Below are 23,055 nucleotides of genomic sequence, written 5' to 3'. Positions count from 1 at the left end.
CCGTTTCCGGTTCACCGCTTTCCGGTCGCCGTTTCCGGTTCACCGGCAGCTGATCCTCGACTCCGCCCAGTTGGCCAGCCCCAGGCCGCCCATCGGGGACTGTGCCTCCACGACGATCCGGATCGACGACTGACCGCCGATGCCCACGCTCACCGGAACGGCGGGCTCGCCGCCCTCCATGACCGGGGACTGCCAGAGCCGGGCACCGTCCCCGTTGAAGACGGAGAAACGCACCGAGCCGAGCCCCATCGTCAGATCGTCGATGCCGACCTTCGCCTCGTAGCGGGTGCACTCCCGGTTCAGCTGGATGGTGACCGATGAATTGGCGTGCACCGTCACGCCGGGCGCGTACGACGTGGACGCGATCGACACCTGGGAGCGCTGCCAGATCCAGCTGCTCTCGCCGAACACCACCTCCGGCTCGGTGTGATCCCCGAGCAGGGTGTAGCCGAGCTCGCTGACCTGGTAGACGGTCGGGGCGGGTGGCGGCGGCTTCGGGCTGGGCGGAGGTGTGGGCTTCGGCGCGGGCGGCTTCGGCGCCGCAGGGGTGGGCTTCGGTGTGGGCTTGGGCGTGGCTTTCGGCGGGGGTGTGGGCTTCGGCTTCGGTTCGGGCGGCGGAGCCGGTGCCGGCGGCGCGGGCGCCGCCGGAGGTTCGGGCTTCGGCGCGGGCGGCGGTGCCGGAGACGGCACCGCGGGCGCCACCACCGGCGGCTTGGCCACGGGCTTCGGTTCCGGTTGCGGCCGGTCGTCGCCGACCAGCGCCCACACCAGTCCGGCCGCGGCCGCCACGGCCACCGCCGCGGCGATCCCGGCCTTCACCGGTGCCCCGAGCCCTTCCGCGGCGGCACCACCGGCCGCACCTCCGGACGCACTTCCGCCGGTCGCCGCGGCGGCGGCCCCGGCGCCCGCGGCTCCCGCCGCACCGCCCGCCACGATGCCAGCGGCCTTGAGCGAGTACCCGGCGGCGAACCACCCGATGACCGCGACCGGGAGCAGCGCCGGAATCCCGGCGTTCACATGGTCCAGCTCGCCCGCCGCGACCCGGCACCGCGCGCACTCGTCCAGGTGCTTGCGCAGCCCGCGCTCGGCCCGCATCCGCAGCCCGCCCCGGGCATAGGCGCCGAGCCGGTCGGCGTACTGGGCGCAGTCGCCGCCCGTCGTGAGCGACTGGCTCACATGCGCCTGCAAATACGCCTGCTTGAGCCCCTCACGGGCCCGGCTGGCCAGAACGGCCGTGGCGTTGGCGGTCAGGCCGAACAGCGGGGCGATCTCGCTCGGCGACTCCTCCTCCACGGTGGTGTGCCACAGCACCGCCTGCCAGCGCTCCGGCAGACTGCGGAACGCCCGCATGGCCATCGTCTGTTCGGCCTCGTGCATCGCCCTCACGTCGGCGCCGAGGTCGAGGGTGTCGTCGTCCGACAGCTCGGAGGTACGCGATGCCTGTGCGGCGAACACCGCGAAGTCATCGACCAGATGCTCCCGCTTGGCGCTCTTCGTCCAGGCGGCGGCGACATGGCGGACGGCGGTCATGAGGTAGGCCCGGACGGCTTCCTGCGGCCCCTTGCCACCGCGTACCGCCTGCAGCGTCCGTGCGAAGACCTCGGCCGTCAGGTCGTCGGCGGTGTGGCCGTCCCGGCAACAGCTACGGGCGTAGCGGCGCACCGCGCCCGAGTGCCGCCGGAACAGCTCCTCGTACGCGCCGTCGTCACCGGCCCGCATGCCCTGGATCAGCTGGACGTCGGACAGCCCGAGGTCGGCGGCCCCGCCGCGGCCCTCCCGCTGTGACGGAACGGCGATCCCGGCACTGCCCGCCGCGTCGGCGGCCGAGGAAGAGGAGGCGGAATCGGACGAGGAATCGGACGAGGAATCGGACGAGGGAGAGGAATCCGAATCGGGGGAGGACAGGCCGTCGGCGGACGGGGCGCTGTCGGACGGCGCGGGCCACGGACCGGGCAGGACGGTGCCGCCCTCGGCATCACCGTCCGACCGTACGCGTCCGGCCTGACTCGGCACCTGCCCCAGGGGCGGCCCACCGGTCTCCATGACCCCGCCCGCGGTAGCGATCCCGTCGAGCGGTTCTTCCTGCTGCCCGTCACCGCTCACAGCGGAAGCCCCCGTATGCACCCTTCGGACCCGAACACCGGGCAAGAGTGCCACACGGCCCCATGGCCACGAACGGTCAGCCCCGCCAACCACTCATCCGGGGCGTTTTTCCGAATGGGAGCACTAGACATCCCTCATTCGGGGAATGCTTCTCGGCGATCTTCAGCCGCCGAACCGCCGGATGCCGGGGCCACCGCACGGTCCGCCCCGCCCGAGCCCGGCCGACCGAAGTCGGCCGACCGGGCCGAACAGACCCCGACCGCGCAGGAACCCTCACGCGGACGCCAATCGCGCAGGCGCCTCCGCGCGGTACCCGTCACTCAGCCGCCGTCACGCGGGGCGCGACCGCAGCCCCTCCAGCAGAATGTCCAGCAGCCGTGTCGAAGCGGCCGCCTGCTGAGCCGCGTCGGGCAGCGAAGGCGCGGCCGTGGCGATGACCAGGAGTACGTCGGCCACCGTCACATCACCGCGCAGCTCACCCGACTCCCGCGCCCGGTCGACCAGTCGGCCCACGATCTCCAACAGTTCGGCCGCTCCCGAGTCGTCGTCCAGACCGTCGACGACCGCGGGGCGCTGCGGGACCACCCGGAGATCGGGCTGTCCCAGGCTCTGCCGCTGCTGCGGAACACGCGTCTCGTCGACGATGTCACCGGAGACCGGACCCACCGCCGAGCCCGGCTCGTCCGCGGCGGCCCCGACCCGCAGCACCTGCGGCGGCAGCAGCCGTCCCGCACCCGACGCCACGGATGTCCGCAGGAAGCGGGAGAGCGCGGACCAGGGCTCGTCCTCCTGCCCCAGAGCCGTCCGCGCCTGCTCGGTCAGCCGGGCGGTCTCCTCCTCGGCTATCCGCCGTACCAGCACGTCCTTGCTCGGGAACCGCCGGTAGACGGTGCCTACCCCGACCCTGGCGCGGCGTGCCACGTCTTCCATCGGAGCGCCGTACCCCAGCTCGCCGAACACTTCACGTGCGGCCCGCAGGACATGTTCCAGATTGCGCTGTGCGTCCACGCGGAGCGGCGCCGAGCGCGGCGTGCCCCCGTTCCCTCCGGCCGACGGAACGGTCGCGGCCGATCCGACTGAACCGACGGGACCCACCGGTCCCACCGGTCCCACCGGTCCCACCGACCCGAGCGGTGCCGCCGAACCTATGGTTCCGACCGCTCCTACCGAACTCAGCCGTCCGTTGCCCTCGGACGAGGACGAGACAGCAGCCTGCCAATGCGAATCCTGAATGTGCATGACTTCCCCCGGTTATGACGTCTCCCCCCGGAGACTTCCCCGCTGTGTCGGTCGGGGAGCGGATCACAACCTAGTCCGAACCCGACACCCCGACGGGTTACGAACATAGTTGAGCCCGGGTCAATTCAGAAGGGGGTAGTTCCGCACGGAGCGCCCCCCGATCGGAGCAAGGGCCGGTTGGTTCCCGATTCCACCCCATCCCACCGCGCCTCCCGCAAGGTCTGACCTGCGCAACTGCACCGTCCCGCGGTGCGCGGTCCCCGACGGACCGTCAGGATCCTCCGGTCACACAATTTGCCGGGGCTGTGGACAAACCCCGGACTCCGTTGCGTCATGGGGTGGTGATGGCTCCAGATTCCCGGGGGACGACCCCCGGCACCCGGCCAAGTGTGCGCATTCTCGTCGTCGGCGGTGGCTACGTCGGGATGTACACAGCGCTGCGTCTCCAGCGGAAGCTGAAGCGGAGACTCAAGAGCGGTGACGCCGAGATCGTGGTCGTCACGCCCGAGCCGTACATGACCTACCAGCCGTTTCTTCCCGAAGCGGCCGCGGGCTCGATCTCACCGCGCCATGTGGTCGTGCCGCTCCGCCGTGTCCTCGGCCAGTGCGAGATCGTCATCGGCGAGGCGCAGAGCATCGACCACGCCAAACGGACCGCGACCGTCACCACCCTCGCCACCGGCGAGGACGGCACCGGGGCCCTGGAGATCTGTTACGACGAGATCGTCATCGCCCCCGGCTCCGTATCGCGCACCCTCCCGGTCCCCGGGCTCGCGGAGTTCGGCATCGGCTTCAAGACCGTCGAGGAAGCCATCGGCCTGCGCAACCACGTCATCGAGCAGATGGACATCGCCTCCGCCACGCGCGACCCCGCCATCCGCGACGCCGCCCTGACCTTCGTCTTCGTCGGCGGCGGCTACGCAGGCGTCGAGGCGCTCGCCGAGCTGGAGGACATGGCCCGCTACACCTCGCGGTACTACCACAACATCAAGGCCACGGACCTCAAATGGATCCTGGTCGAGGCGTCCGGGCGCATCCTCCCCGAGGTCGGCGAGGCGATGGGCACGTACGCCATCCGTGAGCTGCGCGGCCGCAACATCGACGTACGCCTCGAAACCCGCCTGGACACCTGCGAGGACCGCGTCGCCGTCCTCAGCGACGGCTCCCGCTTCCCGACCCGCACGCTCGTGTGGACCGCGGGCGTCAAACCGGCACCGCTCCTGGCCGCCACCGACCTGCCGCTCACGGAGCGCGGCCGGCTCCGGTGCACCGCCACGCTCGGCGTCGAGGGCAACGAACACGCCTGGGCCGCGGGCGACGCCGCCGCCGTACCCGACCTGACCGCCGCCGAACCGGGTACGGAGACCGCGCCCAACGCCCAGCACGCGGTCCGCCAGGCGAAGACCCTCGCCGAGAACGTCCTCGCGGCCATCGACGGCCGGCCGCTCACGGAGTACCGGCACTCGTACGCGGGATCGGTCGCCTCGCTCGGCCTGCACAAGGGCGTCGCCCATGTCTACGGTCGCAAGCTGAAGGGCTACCCGGCCTGGCTGGTGCACCGTACGTACCACCTCAGCCGAGTCCCCACGTTCAACCGGAAGGCACGTGTCCTTGCTGAATGGACCCTGGCGGGACTCTTCAAGAGGGAGATCGTCTCCCTCGGCTCCCTGGAACACCCACGCGCCGAGTTCGCCCTCGCGGCGGGCGGCACCGGAAACCGCCATGTACCCGGAAACCGCCATGCAACCGGAAGCAGCCGGGCCCCCGGGAACCGGCAGGGCCCCGGCAGCACCCCGCCCCCCGGAAGCGACCCTTCCCAGGGCGACGGACCGCCGAAGACATCCGGCTGAACGGCGACTGTCAGTACGGTCGGTCACACTGGACGTGTGACCATAGGTGGGCCCACGCCTGCACAGAGTGACCCGGCCGACAGTGACCAACAGTGACCAGCCGCGACGCACCAGCAGCATGATGAGGCCCGGCTGCGCCTTCCCGGGGTCCGGCCCCGGCGCCCCGACCCAGGCAGAAGAAGCAGCCCGCCCGAGCGGACCAGACCGACACACGAGGCCAGAAATTCCGTGAACTTCACGCGTTGGAGCGCCCGCCTTCCCGGAACGCAGCGTCGCGCCGCCGCGCGGGACGACCGCAGTTCCGTACCCGCGGCGCGAGCCGAGTACGCCCAGCCGGAGAGCCCGCCCGTCCCACCGGAGGGCGAGCCCGCCTCGCCCTCCCCTTCACCCGCCGAGGCCACGCCTGTACCGGAACCGGAACCGGCACCGCCGGCCGCCCCCGCCCTCGACGACCTCTCGGCCCGCGAGATCCTCGGCAGGCTTCCCGCGCCCGTCGCCCTGCTCCACGGCCCCGACCACCGCATCGCGTACGTCAACGACGCCTACGAGGCGGTCTTCGGCCCCCGCCCCTCCGGCGTCCCCGCCGCCGAGGCCATGCCGGAGCTCGCCGAGCTCAGCGTCCTCCCGCTGATGGACCAGGTGTTCCGCAGCGGCACGCCCCGCACGGTCAAGTCCCGCAAGACCGCCGACGGCGGCTCGTACACCGTGACCTGCACCCCTGTGGCCGCGTGGGACGCCGCGAGCGATGAAGAAGGCACACCAAAGGGGAGGACGAGGGCGAAACCCAGGGACAAGCAGAAAGACAAGGAGAAGGACAAGAAGGGCGCGGGCAAGGGCGTGGGAGGCGTCCTCGTGTACGCCGCCGATGTCACCGACCACGCCGAAGCCGCCGAACGGCTCCGCACCAGCGAGCGCCGGCACCGCGAAACGGCCGTCACCCTCCAGCGCTCCCTGCTCCCTCAGGAGCTGGAACAGCCCGATGACCTGCGGATCGCCGCCACCTATCAGCCCGGCGGCACGGACGCGGCCGTCGGCGGCGACTGGTACGACGTCATCACCCTGGGCGCGGGACGCACCGCTCTGGTGATCGGGGACGTGATGGGCCGAGGGGTCCGCGCCGCCGCCGTCATGGGACAGCTGCGCACCGCCGTGCGGGCGTACGCGCGTCTGGACCTGCCGCCCCACGAGGTGCTCCAGCTCCTCGACGGACTCGCCGCCGAGATCGACGCCAGCCAGATCGCGACCTGTGTCTACGCGGTCCACGACCCGAACGAGGGCCTGCTCGTCTACGCCTCCGCAGGCCACCTCCCGATCCTCGTGTGCGACGAGGAAGGCACGGTCCACCGGGCCGCGGAACCCACCGGACCGCCGCTGGGCACCGGTGGCTGGGTGCACACCTCGGGCACGATCCCGCTGCCGCCCGGCTCCACGGCCGTCCTCTACACGGACGGCCTGGTCGAGCGGCGCAGCGAGGACATCGACGAGGGAGTGGCCTCCCTGGCACGTGCGCTGTCCGGCGCCAAGGGCTCGCCGCAGGTGGTCTGCGACCGGCTGATCCGTTCCCTCGGGGTGACCGCCGAACACGACGACGACGTGGCGGTCCTGGTGGTCCAGCACCCCGCCCGCACGGGGACGAACGCGGAGCTGTTCCACAACGCGTCGCTCGATCTGCTCGGCGGCATAGAAGCGGCGCCGCGCGCTCGCGCCTTCGCCACCGGTGTCCTGACGTCCTGGCGCTTCCCGGTCGAACTGTGCGATCTGGGGGTCCTCGCCGCGAGCGAACTCGTGGCGAACTCGCTCCAGCACGGCACCCCACCGATGCGCCTGGGCCTGCGCCGCACGGACCGCCGCCTGATCATCGAGGTGACGGACGGCGACGACCACCTGCCGCGCCGCCGCCGCGCCGAACCGGCGGACGAGGCGGGACGCGGCATCTCGATCGTCGCGACGATCGCCTCGTCATGGGGCAGTCGGCGCACACCGGGCGGCGGCAAGGCGGTCTGGTGCGAGTTCGCGCTGCCTCAGTGAGCGGCGGCGCGTGCCGCCGCGGGCTCGGTCTCCGGTACGGAAACGGCGACCACCCGCGACGGCACGGCCGCGAGCGACGGCTGATCCTGCAGGGGGGTGAGCCGACGGCCCAGCCGCAGCGCCAGCACGGTGATGCCCAGTGAGAACAGCACGAACGTCACGATGTACGGACCGTGCAGCGCCGCCCCCATCGGGCCGCCCACGGCCGGACCCACCGCCAGCGCGAGCTGCTTGCACAGGGCGAACGCGGAGTTGTACTGACCGACCATCGACTCGGGCGCCAGATCGGCGACCAGCGGAGCCACGGTCGGCGACAGCATCGCCTCGCCCAGCCCGAACAGGGCGTACGTCGAGATGAACGCAGCCGTCGCCATGGTCTGGCTCCCGTGTCCGAGCCCCGCGTATCCCGCCACGATCCAGGCGAACGCCCAGATGAGGCCGACCCACGCGATCACCCGGCTGCGCCGCCGCCGCTCGACGAGCCGCAGGACGACGAACTGCGCCACGACGATGACGGCGGTGTTGGCGGCCAGCGCGATGCCCAGCGTCGACGGCTCGATCCCGGCGGCCTCGGTCCCGTACGCCGCCAGCCCGGACTCGAACTGTCCGTAGCAGGCGAAGAACAGCACGAAGCCCATCACGCACAGCTGCACCATGGCCCGGTGCGAGAGCAGCGCCCGCAGCCCGCCCTTCGCCGCGGCCCCGTCGGTCGGCCTGGCGCCGGAGAGGGAAGCGGTACCGGGCATCCGCACGCTTCCCGCGACGACACCGAGCACGATGAACATCACAGCCTCGATCAGGAACAGCAGCGTGAAACTCGCCGGCCTGCTCGTGTCGACGATCTGGCCGCCGACGAGTCCGCCGAGGCCGAGACCCAGGTTCTGCAGGAAGAACTGCGTGGCGAAGGCCCGCGTACGGGTGGCGGTGCTGGAGCACCACACCAGCATGGTGGCGAGGGCCGGCTGCATGACCGCCGTACCCGCACCGAGGACCGCGGCCGACAGGACAGCGGTCGTCACACTGCTCGAAAAGCCCAGCGCCGCGGCCCCCACGGAGGCCACACCGGAGGCGACGACCAGTACGGGCAGCGGCCCGCGCCGGTCTATGACCCGCCCGGTGAACGGCAGTACGGCCAGCGCTGCCATGGCGAAGACCGCCAGTACGACCCCCGCCGTACCGGCACCCAGATCCCGCACCTGCGCCACATAGACGTACAGATACGGGACGGTGAACCCGAGGCCGAACGCGCTCAGCGCGCTCCCCACCTGGATTCGCCGCAGCGCTGCGCCCATCTCCCTGGTCACACTCACCTACCTCAAGATCTTGAAGGAATCAGACTCGAAGACTTTAGCACTAAAGTTAGAACCTTAACAATACAGATTGAAGGACTTCGATGGTGACGAAGGGCGTGCCATACTGCGCGCCATGTCTGACACCACCGAGCAGCCCGGCCTCCACGAGCCGAGCCTCGACGAGCAGATCGCCGCCTACCAGCGCGAATTCCGCGACCTGGACCCCCAGGTCGAACAGGTCGTCTCGGCCCTCGGCCGACTCAACCGGCGCATGAACGTCGCGTACGGGAGACAGGTCGCCGCCCTCGGCATCAGCAACGCCGAGTGGGAGGTCCTCAAAACCCTCGTCCTGGCCGGCACCCCCTACCGGCTGGGCCCCGGCGAACTCGCGAAGCGCCTCGGCCTCACGCCCGCGGCCATGACCCACCGGATCGACCGCATGGCCGGCGAGGGCCTGGTCACGCGGGACAGGGACGAGAACAACCGCGTCCGCGTCATCGTCGAGCTGACCGACGAGGGTCGTACGAAGTGGCTTGAGGCGATGCGCATGGCCAGCGACTTCGAGGAGGACCTCCTCCAGGACCTCTCCGGCGACGAGCGCGGAGTCCTCGGCGAGATGCTGATCAGGCTGCTGCGCCGCGTGGAGCACGCCCAGCCGGACGCGGGCGGCAGGCTCACCGACCTGGACTGACCCCTTCTGCGGGGCGCCACCGACTAGGCACCACTGGTGGCGGGGTCACCATCGGCTGGGGGCTCCGAGGGGTCTCCGTCGAGGCCCTGAAGAGGGGCTCCGGGCGGCCCCACAGCGGGGTTGACACAGTCCCGCCCGATCCGTAAGGTTCTTCGAGTTGTCACGGGGCCGGAACGGTTCTGTGACAGCCGATCCCGCCGCGAACGCGGCAACCAAAACTCAGCACGATCTCCCACCAGGGATGATTTCGGCATGCCGGAATTTATTTCGAGGCTCGATTATGAGCCGCCGGGAGAATCCGCTAGAGTTTGAGCGTCGGAACGGCCCAACAGCCGGGAAGACAAGCCCCACTGACTGGGAATCAGGCCCGAAAGGATCTGATAGAGTCGGACTCGCCGGAAAGGGAAACGCGAAAGCGAAGAACTGGAAAGCGAAAACTGCTTGACCCGCTTCGGCCGGGAATCGGACACGAAAGAGTCTGATAGAGTCGGAAACGCAAGAACACGAAGGGAAGCGCCCGGAGGGCCCCGGTGAAACGGGACCGAAGGAAGCGTCCGTTCCTTGAGAACTCAACAGCGTGCCAAAAGTCAACGCCAGATATGTTGATACCCCGGCCTGCTTCGGCAGGTTGGTGGTTCCTTTGAAAGTCCTACCGGGCCTTACGGTTCCGGTGGGCAATTACACAGCGAGGACGCTGTGAACGACTGGTCTTATTCCGACCGGTCGTTCCGCTCTCGTGATGTGTGTCCCGATTACGGGAAAACATTCACGGAGAGTTTGATCCTGGCTCAGGACGAACGCTGGCGGCGTGCTTAACACATGCAAGTCGAACGATGAAGCCTTTCGGGGTGGATTAGTGGCGAACGGGTGAGTAACACGTGGGCAATCTGCCCTTCACTCTGGGACAAGCCCTGGAAACGGGGTCTAATACCGGATAATACTTCTGCCTGCATGGGTGGGGGTTAAAAGCTCCGGCGGTGAAGGATGAGCCCGCGGCCTATCAGCTTGTTGGTGGGGTAATGGCCTACCAAGGCGACGACGGGTAGCCGGCCTGAGAGGGCGACCGGCCACACTGGGACTGAGACACGGCCCAGACTCCTACGGGAGGCAGCAGTGGGGAATATTGCACAATGGGCGAAAGCCTGATGCAGCGACGCCGCGTGAGGGATGACGGCCTTCGGGTTGTAAACCTCTTTCAGCAGGGAAGAAGCGAGAGTGACGGTACCTGCAGAAGAAGCGCCGGCTAACTACGTGCCAGCAGCCGCGGTAATACGTAGGGCGCAAGCGTTGTCCGGAATTATTGGGCGTAAAGAGCTCGTAGGCGGCTTGTCACGTCGGATGTGAAAGCCCGGGGCTTAACCCCGGGTCTGCATTCGATACGGGCTAGCTAGAGTGTGGTAGGGGAGATCGGAATTCCTGGTGTAGCGGTGAAATGCGCAGATATCAGGAGGAACACCGGTGGCGAAGGCGGATCTCTGGGCCATTACTGACGCTGAGGAGCGAAAGCGTGGGGAGCGAACAGGATTAGATACCCTGGTAGTCCACGCCGTAAACGTTGGGAACTAGGTGTTGGCGACATTCCACGTCGTCGGTGCCGCAGCTAACGCATTAAGTTCCCCGCCTGGGGAGTACGGCCGCAAGGCTAAAACTCAAAGGAATTGACGGGGGCCCGCACAAGCAGCGGAGCATGTGGCTTAATTCGACGCAACGCGAAGAACCTTACCAAGGCTTGACATATACCGGAAAGCATCAGAGATGGTGCCCCCCTTGTGGTCGGTATACAGGTGGTGCATGGCTGTCGTCAGCTCGTGTCGTGAGATGTTGGGTTAAGTCCCGCAACGAGCGCAACCCTTGTTCTGTGTTGCCAGCATGCCCTTCGGGGTGATGGGGACTCACAGGAGACTGCCGGGGTCAACTCGGAGGAAGGTGGGGACGACGTCAAGTCATCATGCCCCTTATGTCTTGGGCTGCACACGTGCTACAATGGCCGGTACAATGAGCTGCGATGCCGCGAGGCGGAGCGAATCTCAAAAAGCCGGTCTCAGTTCGGATTGGGGTCTGCAACTCGACCCCATGAAGTCGGAGTTGCTAGTAATCGCAGATCAGCATTGCTGCGGTGAATACGTTCCCGGGCCTTGTACACACCGCCCGTCACGTCACGAAAGTCGGTAACACCCGAAGCCGGTGGCCCAACCCCTTGTGGGAGGGAGCTGTCGAAGGTGGGACTGGCGATTGGGACGAAGTCGTAACAAGGTAGCCGTACCGGAAGGTGCGGCTGGATCACCTCCTTTCTAAGGAGCACTTCTTACCAGGCTTCGGTTTGGTCAGAGGCCAGTACACCGGCGAATGTTCGGTGCTGGTTGCTCATGGGTGGAACGTTGACTACTCGGCACGACAGGTTGTTTTTCACTAGTACTGCTTCGGCGTGGAACGTGGGGAATGGTCGGTCGGGTCGGGCACGCTGTTGGGTATCTGAGGGTACGGACTCGTTTGAGTCTGTCCTTCGGTTGTCGGCCCCAGTGAACTCGTCGTATATGACGGGGTGATGGGTGGCTGGTCGTTGTTTGAGAACTGCACAGTGGACGCGAGCATCTGTGGCCAAGTTTTTAAGGGCGCACGGTGGATGCCTTGGCACCAGGAACCGATGAAGGACGTGGGAGGCCACGATAGTCCCCGGGGAGCTGTCAACCAAGCTTTGATCCGGGGGTTTCCGAATGGGGAAACCCGGCAGCCGTCATGGGCTGTCACCCGCTGCTGAACACATAGGCAGTGTGGAGGGAACGAGGGGAAGTGAAACATCTCAGTACCCTCAGGAAGAGAAAACAACCGTGATTCCGGGAGTAGTGGCGAGCGAAACTGGATGAGGCCAAACCGTATGCGTGTGATACCCGGCAGGGGTTGCGCATTCGGGGTTGTGGGATCTCTTTTTCATGGTCTGCCGGCTGTGAGACGAGTCAGAAACCGTTGATGTAGGCGAAGGACATGCGAAAGGTCCGGCGTAGAGGGTAAGACCCCCGTAGCTGAAACATTAACGGCTCGTTTAAGAGACACCCAAGTAGCACGGGGCCCGAGAAATCCCGTGTGAATCTGGCGGGACCACCCGCTAAGCCTAAATATTCCCTGGTGACCGATAGCGGATAGTACCGTGAGGGAATGGTGAAAAGTACCGCGGGAGCGGAGTGAAATAGTACCTGAAACCGTGTGCCTACAAGCCGTGGGAGCGTCGCTGTGTGTGCTTGCACATGCAGTCGTGACTGCGTGCCTTTTGAAGAATGAGCCTGCGAGTTTGCGGTGTGTTGCGAGGTTAACCCGTGTGGGGAAGCCGTAGCGAAAGCGAGTCCGAATAGGGCGGTTTAGTAGCGCGCTCAAGACCCGAAGCGGAGTGATCTAGCCATGGGCAGGTTGAAGCGGAGGTAAGACTTCGTGGAGGACCGAACCCACCAGGGTTGAAAACCTGGGGGATGACCTGTGGTTAGGGGTGAAAGGCCAATCAAACTCCGTGATAGCTGGTTCTCCCCGAAATGCATTTAGGTGCAGCGTCGTGTGTTTCTTGCCGGAGGTAGAGCACTGGATAGGCGATGGGCCCTACCGGGTTACTGACCTTAGCCAAACTCCGAATGCCGGTAAGTGAGAGCACGGCAGTGAGACTGTGGGGGATAAGCTCCATGGTCGAGAGGGAAACAGCCCAGAGCATCGACTAAGGCCCCTAAGCGTACGCTAAGTGGGAAAGGATGTGGAGTCGCAGAGACAACCAGGAGGTTGGCTTAGAAGCAGCCACCCTTGAAAGAGTGCGTAATAGCTCACTGGTCAAGTGATTCCGCGCCGACAATGTAGCGGGGCTCAAGCGTACCGCCGAAGTCGTGTCATTCGTACATATATCCCCAACGGGAGTACGGATGGGTAGGGGAGCGTCGTGTGCCGGGTGAAGCAGCCGCGGAAGCGAGTTGTGGACGGTTCACGAGTGAGAATGCAGGCATGAGTAGCGATACACACGTGAGAAACGTGTGCGCCGATTGACTAAGGGTTCCTGGGTCAAGCTGATCTGCCCAGGGTAAGTCGGGACCTAAGGCGAGGCCGACAGGCGTAGTCGATGGACAACCGGTTGATATTCCGGTACCCGCTTTGAAACGCCCAGTACTGAATCAGGCGATGCTAAGTCCGTGAAGCCGGCCCGATCTCTTCGGAGTTGAGGGTAGTGGTGGAGCCGATGAACCAGACTTGTAGTAGGTAAGCGATGGGGTGACGCAGGAAGGTAGTCCAGCCCGGGCGGTGGTAGTCCCGGGGTAAGGGTGTAGCCCGTGTGGTAGGTAAATCCGTCACACATATAAGGGTGAGACCTGATGCCGAGCCGATTGTGGTGAAGTGGATGATCCTATGCTGTCGAGAAAAGCCTCTAGCGAGTTTCATGGCGGCCCGTACCCTAAACCGACTCAGGTAGTCAGGTAGAGAATACCGAGGCGTTCGGGTGAACTATGGTTAAGGAACTCGGCAAAATGCCCCCGTAACTTCGGGAGAAGGGGGGCCATCACCGGTGAGGGAACTTGCTTCCTGAGCTGGGGGTGGCCGCAGAGACCAGCGAGAAGCGACTGTTTACTAAAAACACAGGTCCGTGCGAAGCCGTAAGGCGATGTATACGGACTGACGCCTGCCCGGTGCTGGAACGTTAAGGGGACCGGTTAGTGCACTTTCGGGTGTGCGAAGCTGAGAACTTAAGCGCCAGTAAACGGCGGTGGTAACTATAACCATCCTAAGGTAGCGAAATTCCTTGTCGGGTAAGTTCCGACCTGCACGAATGGCGTAACGACTTCTCGACTGTCTCAACCATAGGCCCGGTGAAATTGCACTACGAGTAAAGATGCTCGTTTCGCGCAGCAGGACGGAAAGACCCCGGGACCTTTACTATAGTTTGATATTGGTGTTCGGTTCGGCTTGTGTAGGATAGGTGGGAGACTTTGAAGCGGCCACGCCAGTGGTTGTGGAGTCGTCGTTGAAATACCACTCTGGTCGTGCTGGATGTCTAACCTGGGTCCGTGATCCGGATCAGGGACAGTGTCTGATGGGTAGTTTAACTGGGGCGGTTGCCTCCTAAAGAGTAACGGAGGCGCCCAAAGGTTCCCTCAGCCTGGTTGGCAATCAGGTGTTGAGTGTAAGTGCACAAGGGAGCTTGACTGTGAGACCGACGGGTCGAGCAGGGACGAAAGTCGGGACTAGTGATCCGGCAGTGGCTTGTGGAAGCGCTGTCGCTCAACGGATAAAAGGTACCCCGGGGATAACAGGCTGATCTTCCCCAAGAGTCCATATCGACGGGATGGTTTGGCACCTCGATGTCGGCTCGTCGCATCCTGGGGCTGGAGTCGGTCCCAAGGGTTGGGCTGTTCGCCCATTAAAGCGGTACGCGAGCTGGGTTTAGAACGTCGTGAGACAGTTCGGTCCCTATCCGCTGTGCGCGTAGGAATATTGAGAAGGGCTGTCCCTAGTACGAGAGGACCGGGACGGACGAACCTCTGGTGTGCCAGTTGTCCTGCCAAGGGCATGGCTGGTTGGCTACGTTCGGAAAGGATAACCGCTGAAAGCATCTAAGCGGGAAGCCTGCTTCGAGATGAGTATTCCCACCCTCTTGAGGGGTTAAGGCTCCCAGTAGACGACTGGGTTGATAGGCCAGATGTGGAAGCCCGGTAACGGGTGGAGCTGACTGGTACTAATAGGCCGAGGGCTTGTCCTCAGTTGCTCGCGTCCACTGTGTTAGTTCTGAAATAACGAACGGCCGTGTTGTGTTCCGGTGTTGGTTAATTTCATAGTGTTTCGGTGGTCATTGCGTTAGGGAAACGCCCGGTTACATTCCGAACCCGGAAGCTAAGCCTTTCAGCGCCGATGGTACTGCAGGGGGGACCCTGTGGGAGAGTAGGACGCCGCCGAACAATTTTTCCGGGAAAGCCCCGTACCGCAAGGTACGGGGCTTTTCTGCGTTCACCACCCGTTTTCCCTTACCCCTGCCTTCGAGGAAGTGGAGGCAGGGGAGGAATCAAGGGAAGCGGAGAGTGGCGTTTACGTCGGGGTGACCAGGCGGGTGTCGTACGCCAGGATGACGGCCTGGACGCGGTCCCGAGCTCCGGTTTTGGCGAGGATGCGGGTGACGTGCGTCTTCACTGTCGATTCGGCGAGGTGGAGGCGGGCGGCGATTTCCGTGTTGGACCAGCCCTGACCAATCACCGTGAGGATTTCCCTTTCCCGCTCCGTGAGGGCGGCGATGCGGGGGTCCGCCGATATGGGGTCGCCCGGTACGGCCGGGAGATGTCGCACGTACGCGTCCAGGAGCCGGCGGGTCAGGCTCGGGGCGACGACCGCGTCGCCGCCCGCCACGGCACGGATGCCGGAGAGGAGCTCCTCCGGCAGGGCGTCCTTGACCAGGAACCCGCTGGCTCCGGCGCGGAGGCCGTCGTACGCGTACTCGTCCTGGTCGAAGGTCGTCACGATGAGGACGCGGGTGCGGGCGCCCGATCTGATGATGCGGCGGGTGGCCTCGATGCCGTCGAGGCCCGGCATACGGATGTCCATCAGGGCGACGTCGGGCTGCTGTTGGCCGATCAGGTGGAGTGCTTCGGTGCCGTTGGACGCCTCGCCGACGACTGTCATGTCGTCCTGGCTCTCCAGCAGCATGCGGAAGCCGAAGCGTTGCATCGGCTGGTCGTCCGCGATGAGTACGGTCGTCACGGGGGAGTTTCCTCCAGGGGAAGGCGAAGTCGTACCTGCCAGCCGCCGTCCGGCAGAGGACCCGCCTCGATTGTGCCGTCGTAGAGCGCGGCACGTTCCCGCATACCCGTGATCCCCCGGCCCTGATGCGAGCCGCTGTGGGTGAGGGTGACCACCGCGGACAGGGCAGGGCCGCCGCCCGCGTGCTTGAGGGTGTTGGTGAGCGCCTCCTGCACCACGCGGTACACGGTCAGTTCGCGTCCGGGGGTGAGGGAGGCGGCCAGGGGCGTGCCGTGGATGTCCAGGCGCACCGGGAGGCCCGCGGCGCCGACGGACGTGACGAGGGGGCGCAGATCGTTCAGCGTCGGCTGGGGGGTGCGGTCGGCGTCGGGGTGTTCCTCGCGCAGGATGCCCAGGAGCCGGCGCAGTTCGGCCAGGGCCTGTCTGCTCGTGGTGCCGATGGCCTCCAGCGCCTGGACCGCTCGCTCCGGGGTCTTCGCCGCCGCGTAGGAGCCGCCGTCCGCCAGGCCCGTGATGACGGAGAGGTTGTGGCCGATGATGTCGTGCATCTCGCGGGCGATACGGGTGCGTTCGGCCGCCGCCGTGAGTCGTGCCTGCTGGTCGCGTTCGTGTTCCAGCCGGTGGGCCCGTTCGACCAGGGCCTCCGTGTAGTCCTTGCGGGTCCGGACCGCGATGCCCAGGAGGGAGACGAAGGCGAAGCCCCAGAGGTAGGAGACCAGTTGTTGGTTCCAGACTTCCGGGATGCGTGCCGCCCCGGCCACGGCGGGGGCGCACATCAGCAGGCCCGCCCCCGCGAGAGTCCTCAGGGGCAGGCGCAGCGCGATCTGGAACGCGGGGATCAGCTGGAGGAAGGCGGCCTGCACGACGGCTCCGGTCCAGATGTTGACCACGGACACCGGCGCCATCAGGACGAGCACGGCCACCGGATGCGTGCGCCGCCACAGCAACGGCACCGAGAAGCCCAGGGTCATCAGCAGGACCAGCGGTTCGGGCGCGTCCACGTCACGGGCCACGGTCCGCCAGCCGCCCGAGGTGTAGTCGAGCCCCGTGACCAGGACCCAGAAAGAGGTCAGCAGGATGTCCCAGACCCTCGGCCGGCGCCGGTCGAAGACGCGCAGGCGGTGCAGGCGCCCCTGGATGTACCGGGTGAGCGGAGTGGTACCCGTACCCGTGAACCACTCCGGGTCCCGCCGGTCCTGCCGGTCTTGGCCGTCCCGCCGGTCGGGTTCGTCCGGGCCGTCCTGGGCGGTCGCGTCGTGTCCCGTACCGTCGACGTCTGGTTCGGCGTGTGCCTTGTTGTCCGTCACCGGGTCATCCCCGTCGGCTCCATCGCCTTGTTCACCGTAACCGTCCCCGTCTCGGCGCTTGTTCGTCGTCAGGCATCCCGGCGGCGCAGGAGGAATGCCGCCGCGCCCAGTGACGCCGCTGCCCACAGGAACAGGGCGAGCAGGGCCGTGCCGGGGGAAGCGGTGTCCGGGATGGGGGTTGCGGAGCCGAGTGCTCCGGCGGCCTGGGTCGGGAAGTACCTGATGGCGGTCTCGACCGTCTCGTACGGGATCATGCCCAGGATCTCGGGGACGATCATGACTCCGCCGATGAAGGCACCGATCGCTCCGGGCACGGAACGGAGCAGCGCGCCGAGGCCGAGGCCGATCAGGCTCAGCAGGGTGATGGCCGCCGAGTTGCCCGCCACCGCTCGCAGCACGCCCGGGTCGGTGAGGGAGGCCGACTGGTCGGTGTCGTGGAGGAACAGCTGCGCGGCGGAGAAGGTGATCAGTGCGGTCATGAACATGATCGTGAAGGCGGAACGGCGAAGACCGTGGCCTTCGCCCACAGGACGGGGAGTCTGGTCGGTACGGCGGTGAGCGAGGCGCGGATCATGCCGGTGGAGTACTCGCCCGCGGTGACCAGAATGCCCAGGACCGTGATGCAGAGCTGGCCGAGCAGGGTGCCGTAGAGCGTCAGGATGACCGTGTCGACGTCGGAGTCGCCGCTGCCGGACGTGTAGGTGGCACCCATGATCAGGCCGATTCCGAAGATCAGCGCGGCCGCCGAGCCGACGGTGATCCAGGTGGAGCGCAGGGACCAGAGCTTGTGCCACTCGGATCGCAGGACGCGGGCCGGGGTGACGCGGTACGTCAGGCGGACGGTGGCGGTGGGACGGGTGGCGGTGGGACCGGTCGGGGTGAGATCGGCGGCGCCGGGATTGGCGGGGCCGGGATTGGTGGCGCTGGGATTGGCGGCGCCGGGATTGGCGGCGCTGGGGTCGGTGGTGGTCATGCCGCGGCTCCGGTCAGGGGGGTGGCTGGGGCTCGGTACTCGACCGAATCGTGTGTGAGGTCCATGAACGCCTGCTCCAGCGACGCGGTCTGCGGCGTGAGTTCGTGGAGGGCTCTCGTGTGAGCGGCCGCGATCCGGCCGATGTGCGCCGCGTCCACGCCCCGGACCTCCAACTGGCCGAGTTGGTGGGGCTGGTGGGGCTGGTGGGGCTCGTAGGGCGGGTCGGGCTCGTCGGGCTCGTTGTTCTCCGGCGTGGTGATCTCCACGTCGGGGGCGGTGAGCAGTGTGCGCAGGGCGGCGGCCTGCGGGGTGACCACCTTGACGGAGGCGCCGCCCGCCGTGCGGACCAGTTCGGCGACCGTGGTGTCGGCGAGGAGCCGGCCCCGGCCGATCACGATCAGGTGGTCGGCGGTGAGGGCCGTCTCGCTCATCAGGTGCGAGGAGATCAGGATCGTACGGCCTTGGGCGGCAAGGGACTTGAGGAGGTTGCGGATCCACAGGACGCCCTCCGGGTCGAGTCCGTTCACCGGCTCGTCCAGGATGAGGGTGCCGGGATCGCCGAGGAGTGCGGCGGCGATGCCGAGCCGTTGGCCCATGCCGAGGGAGAAGCCCTTGATCCGTTGGTGTGCGACCTCGGTCAGGCCGGCCAGGTCGAGGGCGTGTTCGACGCGGCTGCGCGGGATGCCGTGGGTGTGCGCCAGCGCCATCAGGTGGTGGAAGGCGGACCGGCCGGGGTGGACGGACCTGGCTTCCAACAGGGCGCCGACTTCGGTGAGGGGCGCGGCGTGGGTGGCGTAGGTCCGCCCGCCGATGGTGGACCGGCCGCGGGTCGGGGCGTCCAGGCCGAGCAGCATGCGCATCGTGGTCGACTTGCCGGCGCCGTTGGGGCCGAGGAAGCCGGTGATGGTGCCGGGGTGGACCGTGAAGTCGAGGCCCTCGACGACGGCCTTGTCCCCGTACCATTTGGTGAGTTCGTACGCCTTGATCATGCCGTCGACGCTACGGAGCGGCCGGGCGGCGGTCGTCCGACCGGGGGTGGGACGTCGGCGGGGGCGTAGTACCGGGGTACGACGCCGAAACCGGTTTGCCCCTCCTGCGCGCCGGAGGTCAGGATCGGCGCATGGATTATGTGATTCGCGCCGTGCGGGCCGAGGAGTGGCCGCTGGCCAGGGAGCTGCGTCTGGCCGCCCTTCAGGACCCCGTGGCTCCCGTGGCGTTCCTGGAGACGTACGAGAGTGCGGTCGCGCAGCCGGACGATTTCTGGCAGGAGCGGACTGCCACCGGTGCCACGGGGACGCGTGTCCGGCAGTTCATCGCCGAGGCGCCGGACGGTACGTGGGTGGGGTCGGTCACGCTGCTCGTCGAGCTGCCTGCGGACGAGGTGCGGTTCGGGGCTCCCGCCGAGGTGAACCAGGGGCATCTGGTCGGCGTGTTCGTGCGGCCGGAGGTGCGGGGCACCGGGGTGACCGATGCGTTGTTCCGTGCGGCGGTCGAGTGGGCCTGGTCGTTGTCCGAGCCGCGGCTCGAGCGGGTGCGGCTGTATGTGCACGAGAGCAACCTGCGGGCCGCCGCCTTCTACCGCCGGTTCGGATTCGTGCCGTCCGGACAGACCGTTCGCCTGCCGGGTGACACGGGTGACACGGGTGAAACGGGTGATGTGGGAAACGTGGGTGGCACGGGCGATGCGGGAGCGCCTGAATGGGAGCTGGAGTACGTGCTCGGGCGCGAGTAGACGCCCCTGGTCCCGTGCGTCACCTGAGTCACCTGGGTCCGGTGGCGGGCAGTTGCAGTCGCTGCTGCCAGCGGGCACGGCCCTGTTCCTGCGAGCGGAGCAGGACCAGGGTTGGCATGCCCTGGTCCTGACCGGTTGCCAGCAGCTCCGGGAGCAGGGGAAGGGGAGCCACGGCCGCGACGTCGTCGAGGACGAGCGTCATTGGTGGGTCGAGCCGACCGTCGGATGACCGTGCGGCCATGCGGCGGCCGTGCTCGACCACGTATGAGGCGAGCGCGGTGAGAAGAGGCATCGCGCCGGGGCGGGAGCGGGGATCCTCGATGGGTTCGCCCACCACATAGAGCGTTCCCCCTTCACCCGTAAATGATTCCAGCGCGAGCGAATCCGCTCGGTTCGCCGTGCAGGCTTCCCGGATATGGACCGAGGACAGGGCGGTGAGGGCCCGTACGGTCAACTCCTGGGCCACTTCCCGGCGTTCCGGGTACGCGGTGAAGGCGGACTCCAGCAGCCCGGCGAGTCCGGAGGCGGCCTTGGGGTGGGTACGGAGCAGGCGCACCGGTTCGTGGGCGCTGCCGCCGAGGGCCCAGCGGTGGACCTGGCGGAAGGGCCGGCCGTCCACCGCGGCGGCGTGCAGCCAGCACTGCAGGAGCGTCTGCGCCGTGTCGGCCGTCGCCGCGTCGATCCGGGCCTGCGGTCGGACCGGGGCGAGCAGCGCGGCGGCGCGGCTGGCGGCCACTCCGGGTCGCTCGCAGCCTGCGGTGGGCGACCAGTGGAGGCGGGCCGGGGTGTCGCAGAGGTGGCCGGGGTCGTAGACGAGGACCGGGCCGAGCTTGCCGCGGGCGTCCTTCGTCTCGGCCCAGACGGTGGGGTCGGAGGTGACGACGAGTACGGGGCCGTCGGCTTCCTGGATGGCCTGGACGACGGTGGGGCGGCGGGTGGCGGCGGGGGCGTAGAGGAGGAGGGGGGTGCGGGGGGAGGGGAGGAGCGTGGGGGGTGCGGTGGATGTGGTGGCTGTTGTGGACGCCGTGGACGCCGTGGACGCCGTGGGGGTCGTGGACGCCGTGGGGGTCGTGAATGCGGTGGGTGTCGTGTGGGTGGGGGGTGCTTCCGTGGGGGTGGTTGCCGTTGCGCCGGAAGGGGTGGAGGGGGGCTGTGTGGTGGCGGGCTGCTCGTGTACGGGGGTGGGTGCGGTTTCCCAGCCTTCGCCCCGGTCGCGTACGCCCTTCTGCGCGGGCTCGTCGTGTACCGGGTGCATCCGCTCCTCGCGGCGCCGTTCCCGCACGGCGCGGCCACGGGCCACCACCCCCAGGACGAACACCGTCAGCACCACCAGCACCATCAACTCGCCGATGAGGAGGCCCCAGAAGAGCCCGTACCCGGAGAGCTCGGCCGGTGGGGTGTGCGGCCAGGCGTTGGGGAGGTCGTTCGGTGCCGCGATCAGTTCGCGCAGGGCAAGGGGGGTCTGTGTGAACGCGACGCCCTCCGGCCAGGCGCCGTGCGCGAAGAGCCCGGCCAGGCCCGTGGCCGTCCAGGCCAGTACCGTCAGCGCGAGGAAGAAGCCCAGGAGGCCGATCAGCAGGCCGTCCGGGATGCCGCCGCTGCCCCGTTCGTCGTCGCGCCCGCGCCCCGTACCGTGCGCTGCCTGCCGTGCCATGTCATGCCACCGTTGACTCGGACGACTCGTTCAGTCGTTGCTGGTGCTCGATCCGGGCCGCGCGTTGCTCCGCCTCCAGCTCCGCGGCTCGTACGTCCTCGGGAAGCATGTCGGTGTCGGAGCCCTCGGTCATCGCGCGGTCGGTGAAGACCAGGGGCCGTTCCGCCTCGGTGATCAGGTGTTTGACCACCTGTACGTTCCCGTTGACGTCCCAGACGGCGATGCCCGGGGTCAGCGTTGGAATGATCTCGACCGCCCACCGGGGAAGGCCGATGACCCGTCCGGTCGCTCGCGCCTCGTCGGCCTTCTGGGCATAGATCGTCCGGGTCGAGGCCATCTTCAGGATCGCCGCGGCTTCCTTCGCAGCGGCACCGTCCACCACGTCGCTGAGGTGATGGACGACGGCGACGAACGAGAGGCCGAGCCGTCGGCCGAACTTCAGCAGCCGCTGGAAGAGCTGGGCCACGAAGGGCGAGTTGATGATGTGCCAGGCTTCTTCCACCAGGAAGATGCGTTTCTTCCGGTCGGGCCTGATCCAGGTGTGTTCCAGCCAGACACCCACGATCGCCATCAGGATCGGCATGGCGATCGAGTTGCGGTCGATGTGCGAGAGGTCGAACACGATCAGCGGGGCGTCGAGGTCGATGCCCACGCTCGTGGGGCCGTCGAACATGCCGCGCAGGTCACCGTCGACCAGCCGGTCCAGGACGAGTGCGACGTCCAGACCCCAGGCCCGTACGTCGTCTATGTCGACGTTCATCGCCTCGGCCGATTCGGGCTCGGGGTGGCGCAGCTGCTCCACGATGTCCATCAGCACCGGCTGGCGGTCGGTGATGGTCTCGTTCACGTAGGCGTGGGCGACCTTGAGCGCGAAGCCGGAGCGCTCGTCGAGCCCGTGGCCCATCGCGACTTCGATGATCGTACGGAGCAGGGCGAGCTGGCCGGTGGTGGTGATCGACGGGTCGAGCGGGTTGAGCCGGATACCGCCGTTCAGTGCCGCGGTCGGGTCCAGGCGGATGGGGGTTATGCCCAGTTCCTGCGCGATGAGGTTCCACTCGCCGACGCCGTCCTCGCCCTGGGCGTCCAGGACGACGACCTGCCGGTCGCGGAAGCGGAGCTGGCGCAGGACGTAGGTCTTCTCCAGCGCGGACTTGCCGTTGCCGGATTCACCGAGCACGAGCCAGTGCGGGGCGGGGAGCTGTTGCCCGTACAGCTGGAAGGGGTCGTAGATGTAGCCCTTGCCGGAGTACACCTCGCGCCCGATGATCACGCCGGAGTCGCCGAGGCCGGGGGCGGCGGTCGGCAGGTAGACGGCCTGGGCCTGGCCCGTCGACGTACGGACCGGCAGCCGCGTCGTCTCCACCTTTCCGAAGAGGAAGGCGGTGAAGGCATCCGACAATGCGGACAACGGGTCTCGCATGGCGTGACTGCCCTCTCTCTCGGTTTCCGGTCTCGGTTCTTGCGGGTGGGGGTTG

12 protein-coding genes, 3 rRNA genes and 1 pseudogene are annotated in these 23,055 nt (G+C 67.4%); 7 read left to right on the top strand and 9 right to left on the bottom strand.

Annotated elements, in window-relative coordinates; all coding sequences use genetic code 11:
- Positions 1 to 39: 39 nt before the first annotated feature.
- Together OG413_RS09150 and OG413_RS09145 are read right to left on the bottom strand one after the other, a co-directional pair.
- Entirely contained in the window at positions 40 to 2,103 is a 2,064-nt protein-coding gene (locus tag OG413_RS09150) for a sigma-70 family RNA polymerase sigma factor (protein ID WP_266804149.1), read from the bottom strand.
- A 330-nt stretch (positions 2,104 to 2,433) separates the two neighbouring features.
- Positions 2,434 to 3,342 (bottom strand): TetR/AcrR family transcriptional regulator, encoded by a 909-nt coding sequence (locus OG413_RS09145; RefSeq protein WP_266804147.1) that lies wholly within the window; start codon positions 3,340 to 3,342, stop codon positions 2,434 to 2,436.
- A 344-nt stretch (positions 3,343 to 3,686) separates the two neighbouring features.
- Between OG413_RS09145 and OG413_RS09140 the strand changes: the two genes are divergently transcribed.
- Positions 3,687 to 5,192, top strand: a complete 1,506-nt coding sequence (locus OG413_RS09140) for an NAD(P)/FAD-dependent oxidoreductase (protein ID WP_266804146.1) — start codon at positions 3,687 to 3,689, stop codon at positions 5,190 to 5,192.
- A 228-nt stretch (positions 5,193 to 5,420) separates the two neighbouring features.
- On the top strand, positions 5,421 to 7,220 hold the full coding sequence (locus tag OG413_RS09135) for an ATP-binding SpoIIE family protein phosphatase (protein ID WP_266804145.1): 1,800 nt from the start codon (positions 5,421 to 5,423) through the stop codon (positions 7,218 to 7,220).
- Here OG413_RS09135 and OG413_RS09130 read toward each other — a convergent pair.
- Entirely contained in the window at positions 7,214 to 8,512 is a 1,299-nt protein-coding gene (locus OG413_RS09130; protein WP_266810015.1) for an MFS transporter, read from the bottom strand. The two genes, OG413_RS09135 and OG413_RS09130, sit on opposite strands and share 7 nt — an antisense overlap.
- A gap of 133 nt (positions 8,513 to 8,645) precedes the next feature.
- On the opposite strand from OG413_RS09130, the gene OG413_RS09125 reads away from it, so the two are divergent.
- The 4 genes from OG413_RS09125 (at position 8,646) to rrf (ending at position 15,121) form a co-directional block, all read left to right on the top strand.
- On the top strand, positions 8,646 to 9,203 hold the full coding sequence (locus OG413_RS09125) for a MarR family winged helix-turn-helix transcriptional regulator (protein WP_266804143.1): 558 nt from the start codon (positions 8,646 to 8,648) through the stop codon (positions 9,201 to 9,203).
- Positions 9,204 to 9,968: 765 nt separating this feature from the next.
- A 16S ribosomal RNA gene (locus OG413_RS09120) occupies positions 9,969 to 11,494 on the top strand.
- Positions 11,495 to 11,799: 305 nt separating this feature from the next.
- A 23S ribosomal RNA gene (locus OG413_RS09115) occupies positions 11,800 to 14,925 on the top strand.
- A 79-nt stretch (positions 14,926 to 15,004) separates the two neighbouring features.
- Positions 15,005 to 15,121, top strand: a 5S ribosomal RNA gene (rrf, locus tag OG413_RS09110).
- The 16S, 23S and 5S rRNA genes sit together here, the layout of an rRNA operon.
- Positions 15,122 to 15,248: 127 nt before the next feature.
- On the opposite strand, the gene OG413_RS09105 is transcribed toward rrf, so the two are convergent.
- The 4 genes and pseudogenes from OG413_RS09105 to OG413_RS09090 form a co-directional block, all read right to left on the bottom strand.
- A complete protein-coding gene (locus tag OG413_RS09105; RefSeq protein WP_266804141.1) occupies positions 15,249 to 15,914 on the bottom strand; it encodes a response regulator transcription factor in 666 nt (221 codons plus the stop codon).
- Positions 15,911 to 17,053 carry a sensor histidine kinase gene (locus OG413_RS09100; protein ID WP_266810013.1) on the bottom strand — a complete coding sequence of 381 codons (1,143 nt, stop codon included), beginning with the start codon at positions 17,051 to 17,053 and terminating at the stop codon, positions 15,911 to 15,913. The genes OG413_RS09105 and OG413_RS09100 overlap by 4 nt, the downstream gene beginning before the upstream one ends.
- A 236-nt stretch (positions 17,054 to 17,289) precedes the next feature.
- Positions 17,290 to 18,194 (bottom strand): annotated as a pseudogene (locus OG413_RS09095) (ABC transporter permease).
- Positions 18,191 to 19,183, bottom strand: coding sequence for an ATP-binding cassette domain-containing protein (locus OG413_RS09090; RefSeq protein ID WP_266804139.1), 993 nt, complete (start codon positions 19,181 to 19,183; stop codon positions 18,191 to 18,193). The pseudogene OG413_RS09095 and the gene OG413_RS09090 overlap by 4 nt, the downstream one beginning before the upstream one ends.
- 131 nt (positions 19,184 to 19,314) lie before the next feature.
- Here OG413_RS09090 and OG413_RS09085 point away from each other — a divergent pair, with 131 nt between their 5' ends.
- On the top strand, positions 19,315 to 19,926 hold the full coding sequence (locus OG413_RS09085) for a GNAT family N-acetyltransferase (protein ID WP_266804137.1): 612 nt from the start codon (positions 19,315 to 19,317) through the stop codon (positions 19,924 to 19,926).
- A 28-nt stretch (positions 19,927 to 19,954) separates the two neighbouring features.
- On the opposite strand, the gene OG413_RS09080 is transcribed toward OG413_RS09085, so the two are convergent.
- The gene (locus tag OG413_RS09080) at positions 19,955 to 21,580 is read right to left on the bottom strand and encodes a type VI secretion protein (RefSeq protein WP_266804135.1); all 1,626 of its coding nucleotides are present in this window, start codon (positions 21,578 to 21,580) and stop codon (positions 19,955 to 19,957) included.
- A 1-nt stretch (position 21,581) separates the two neighbouring features.
- Positions 21,582 to 23,000 (bottom strand): ATP-binding protein, encoded by a 1,419-nt coding sequence (locus OG413_RS09075; RefSeq protein ID WP_266804134.1) that lies wholly within the window; start codon positions 22,998 to 23,000, stop codon positions 21,582 to 21,584.
- Positions 23,001 to 23,055: the final 55 nt, after the last annotated feature.

Source organism: Streptomyces sp. NBC_01433 (assembly GCF_026340105.1).
In the GTDB taxonomy this organism is placed as follows: Bacteria; Actinomycetota; Actinomycetes; order Streptomycetales; family Streptomycetaceae; genus Streptomyces.
The sequence above is the reverse complement of the archived record's forward strand: the minus strand, read 5'-3'. Positions and strand labels throughout refer to the sequence as shown.

Coding starts and splice junctions, on each gene's coding strand:
- OG413_RS09080 (WP_266804135.1), bottom strand. CDS start 21,580: ATGGCACGGCAGGCAGCGCACGGTACGGGGCGCGGGCGCGACGACGAA.
- OG413_RS09140 (WP_266804146.1), top strand. CDS start 3,687: ATGGCTCCAGATTCCCGGGGGACGACCCCCGGCACCCGGCCAAGTGTG.
- OG413_RS09125 (WP_266804143.1), top strand. CDS start 8,646: ATGTCTGACACCACCGAGCAGCCCGGCCTCCACGAGCCGAGCCTCGAC.
- OG413_RS09130 (WP_266810015.1), bottom strand. CDS start 8,512: ATGGGCGCAGCGCTGCGGCGAATCCAGGTGGGGAGCGCGCTGAGCGCG.
- OG413_RS09145 (WP_266804147.1), bottom strand. CDS start 3,342: ATGCACATTCAGGATTCGCATTGGCAGGCTGCTGTCTCGTCCTCGTCC.
- OG413_RS09090 (WP_266804139.1), bottom strand. CDS start 19,183: ATGATCAAGGCGTACGAACTCACCAAATGGTACGGGGACAAGGCCGTC.
- OG413_RS09075 (WP_266804134.1), bottom strand. CDS start 23,000: ATGCGAGACCCGTTGTCCGCATTGTCGGATGCCTTCACCGCCTTCCTC.
- OG413_RS09085 (WP_266804137.1), top strand. CDS start 19,315: ATGGATTATGTGATTCGCGCCGTGCGGGCCGAGGAGTGGCCGCTGGCC.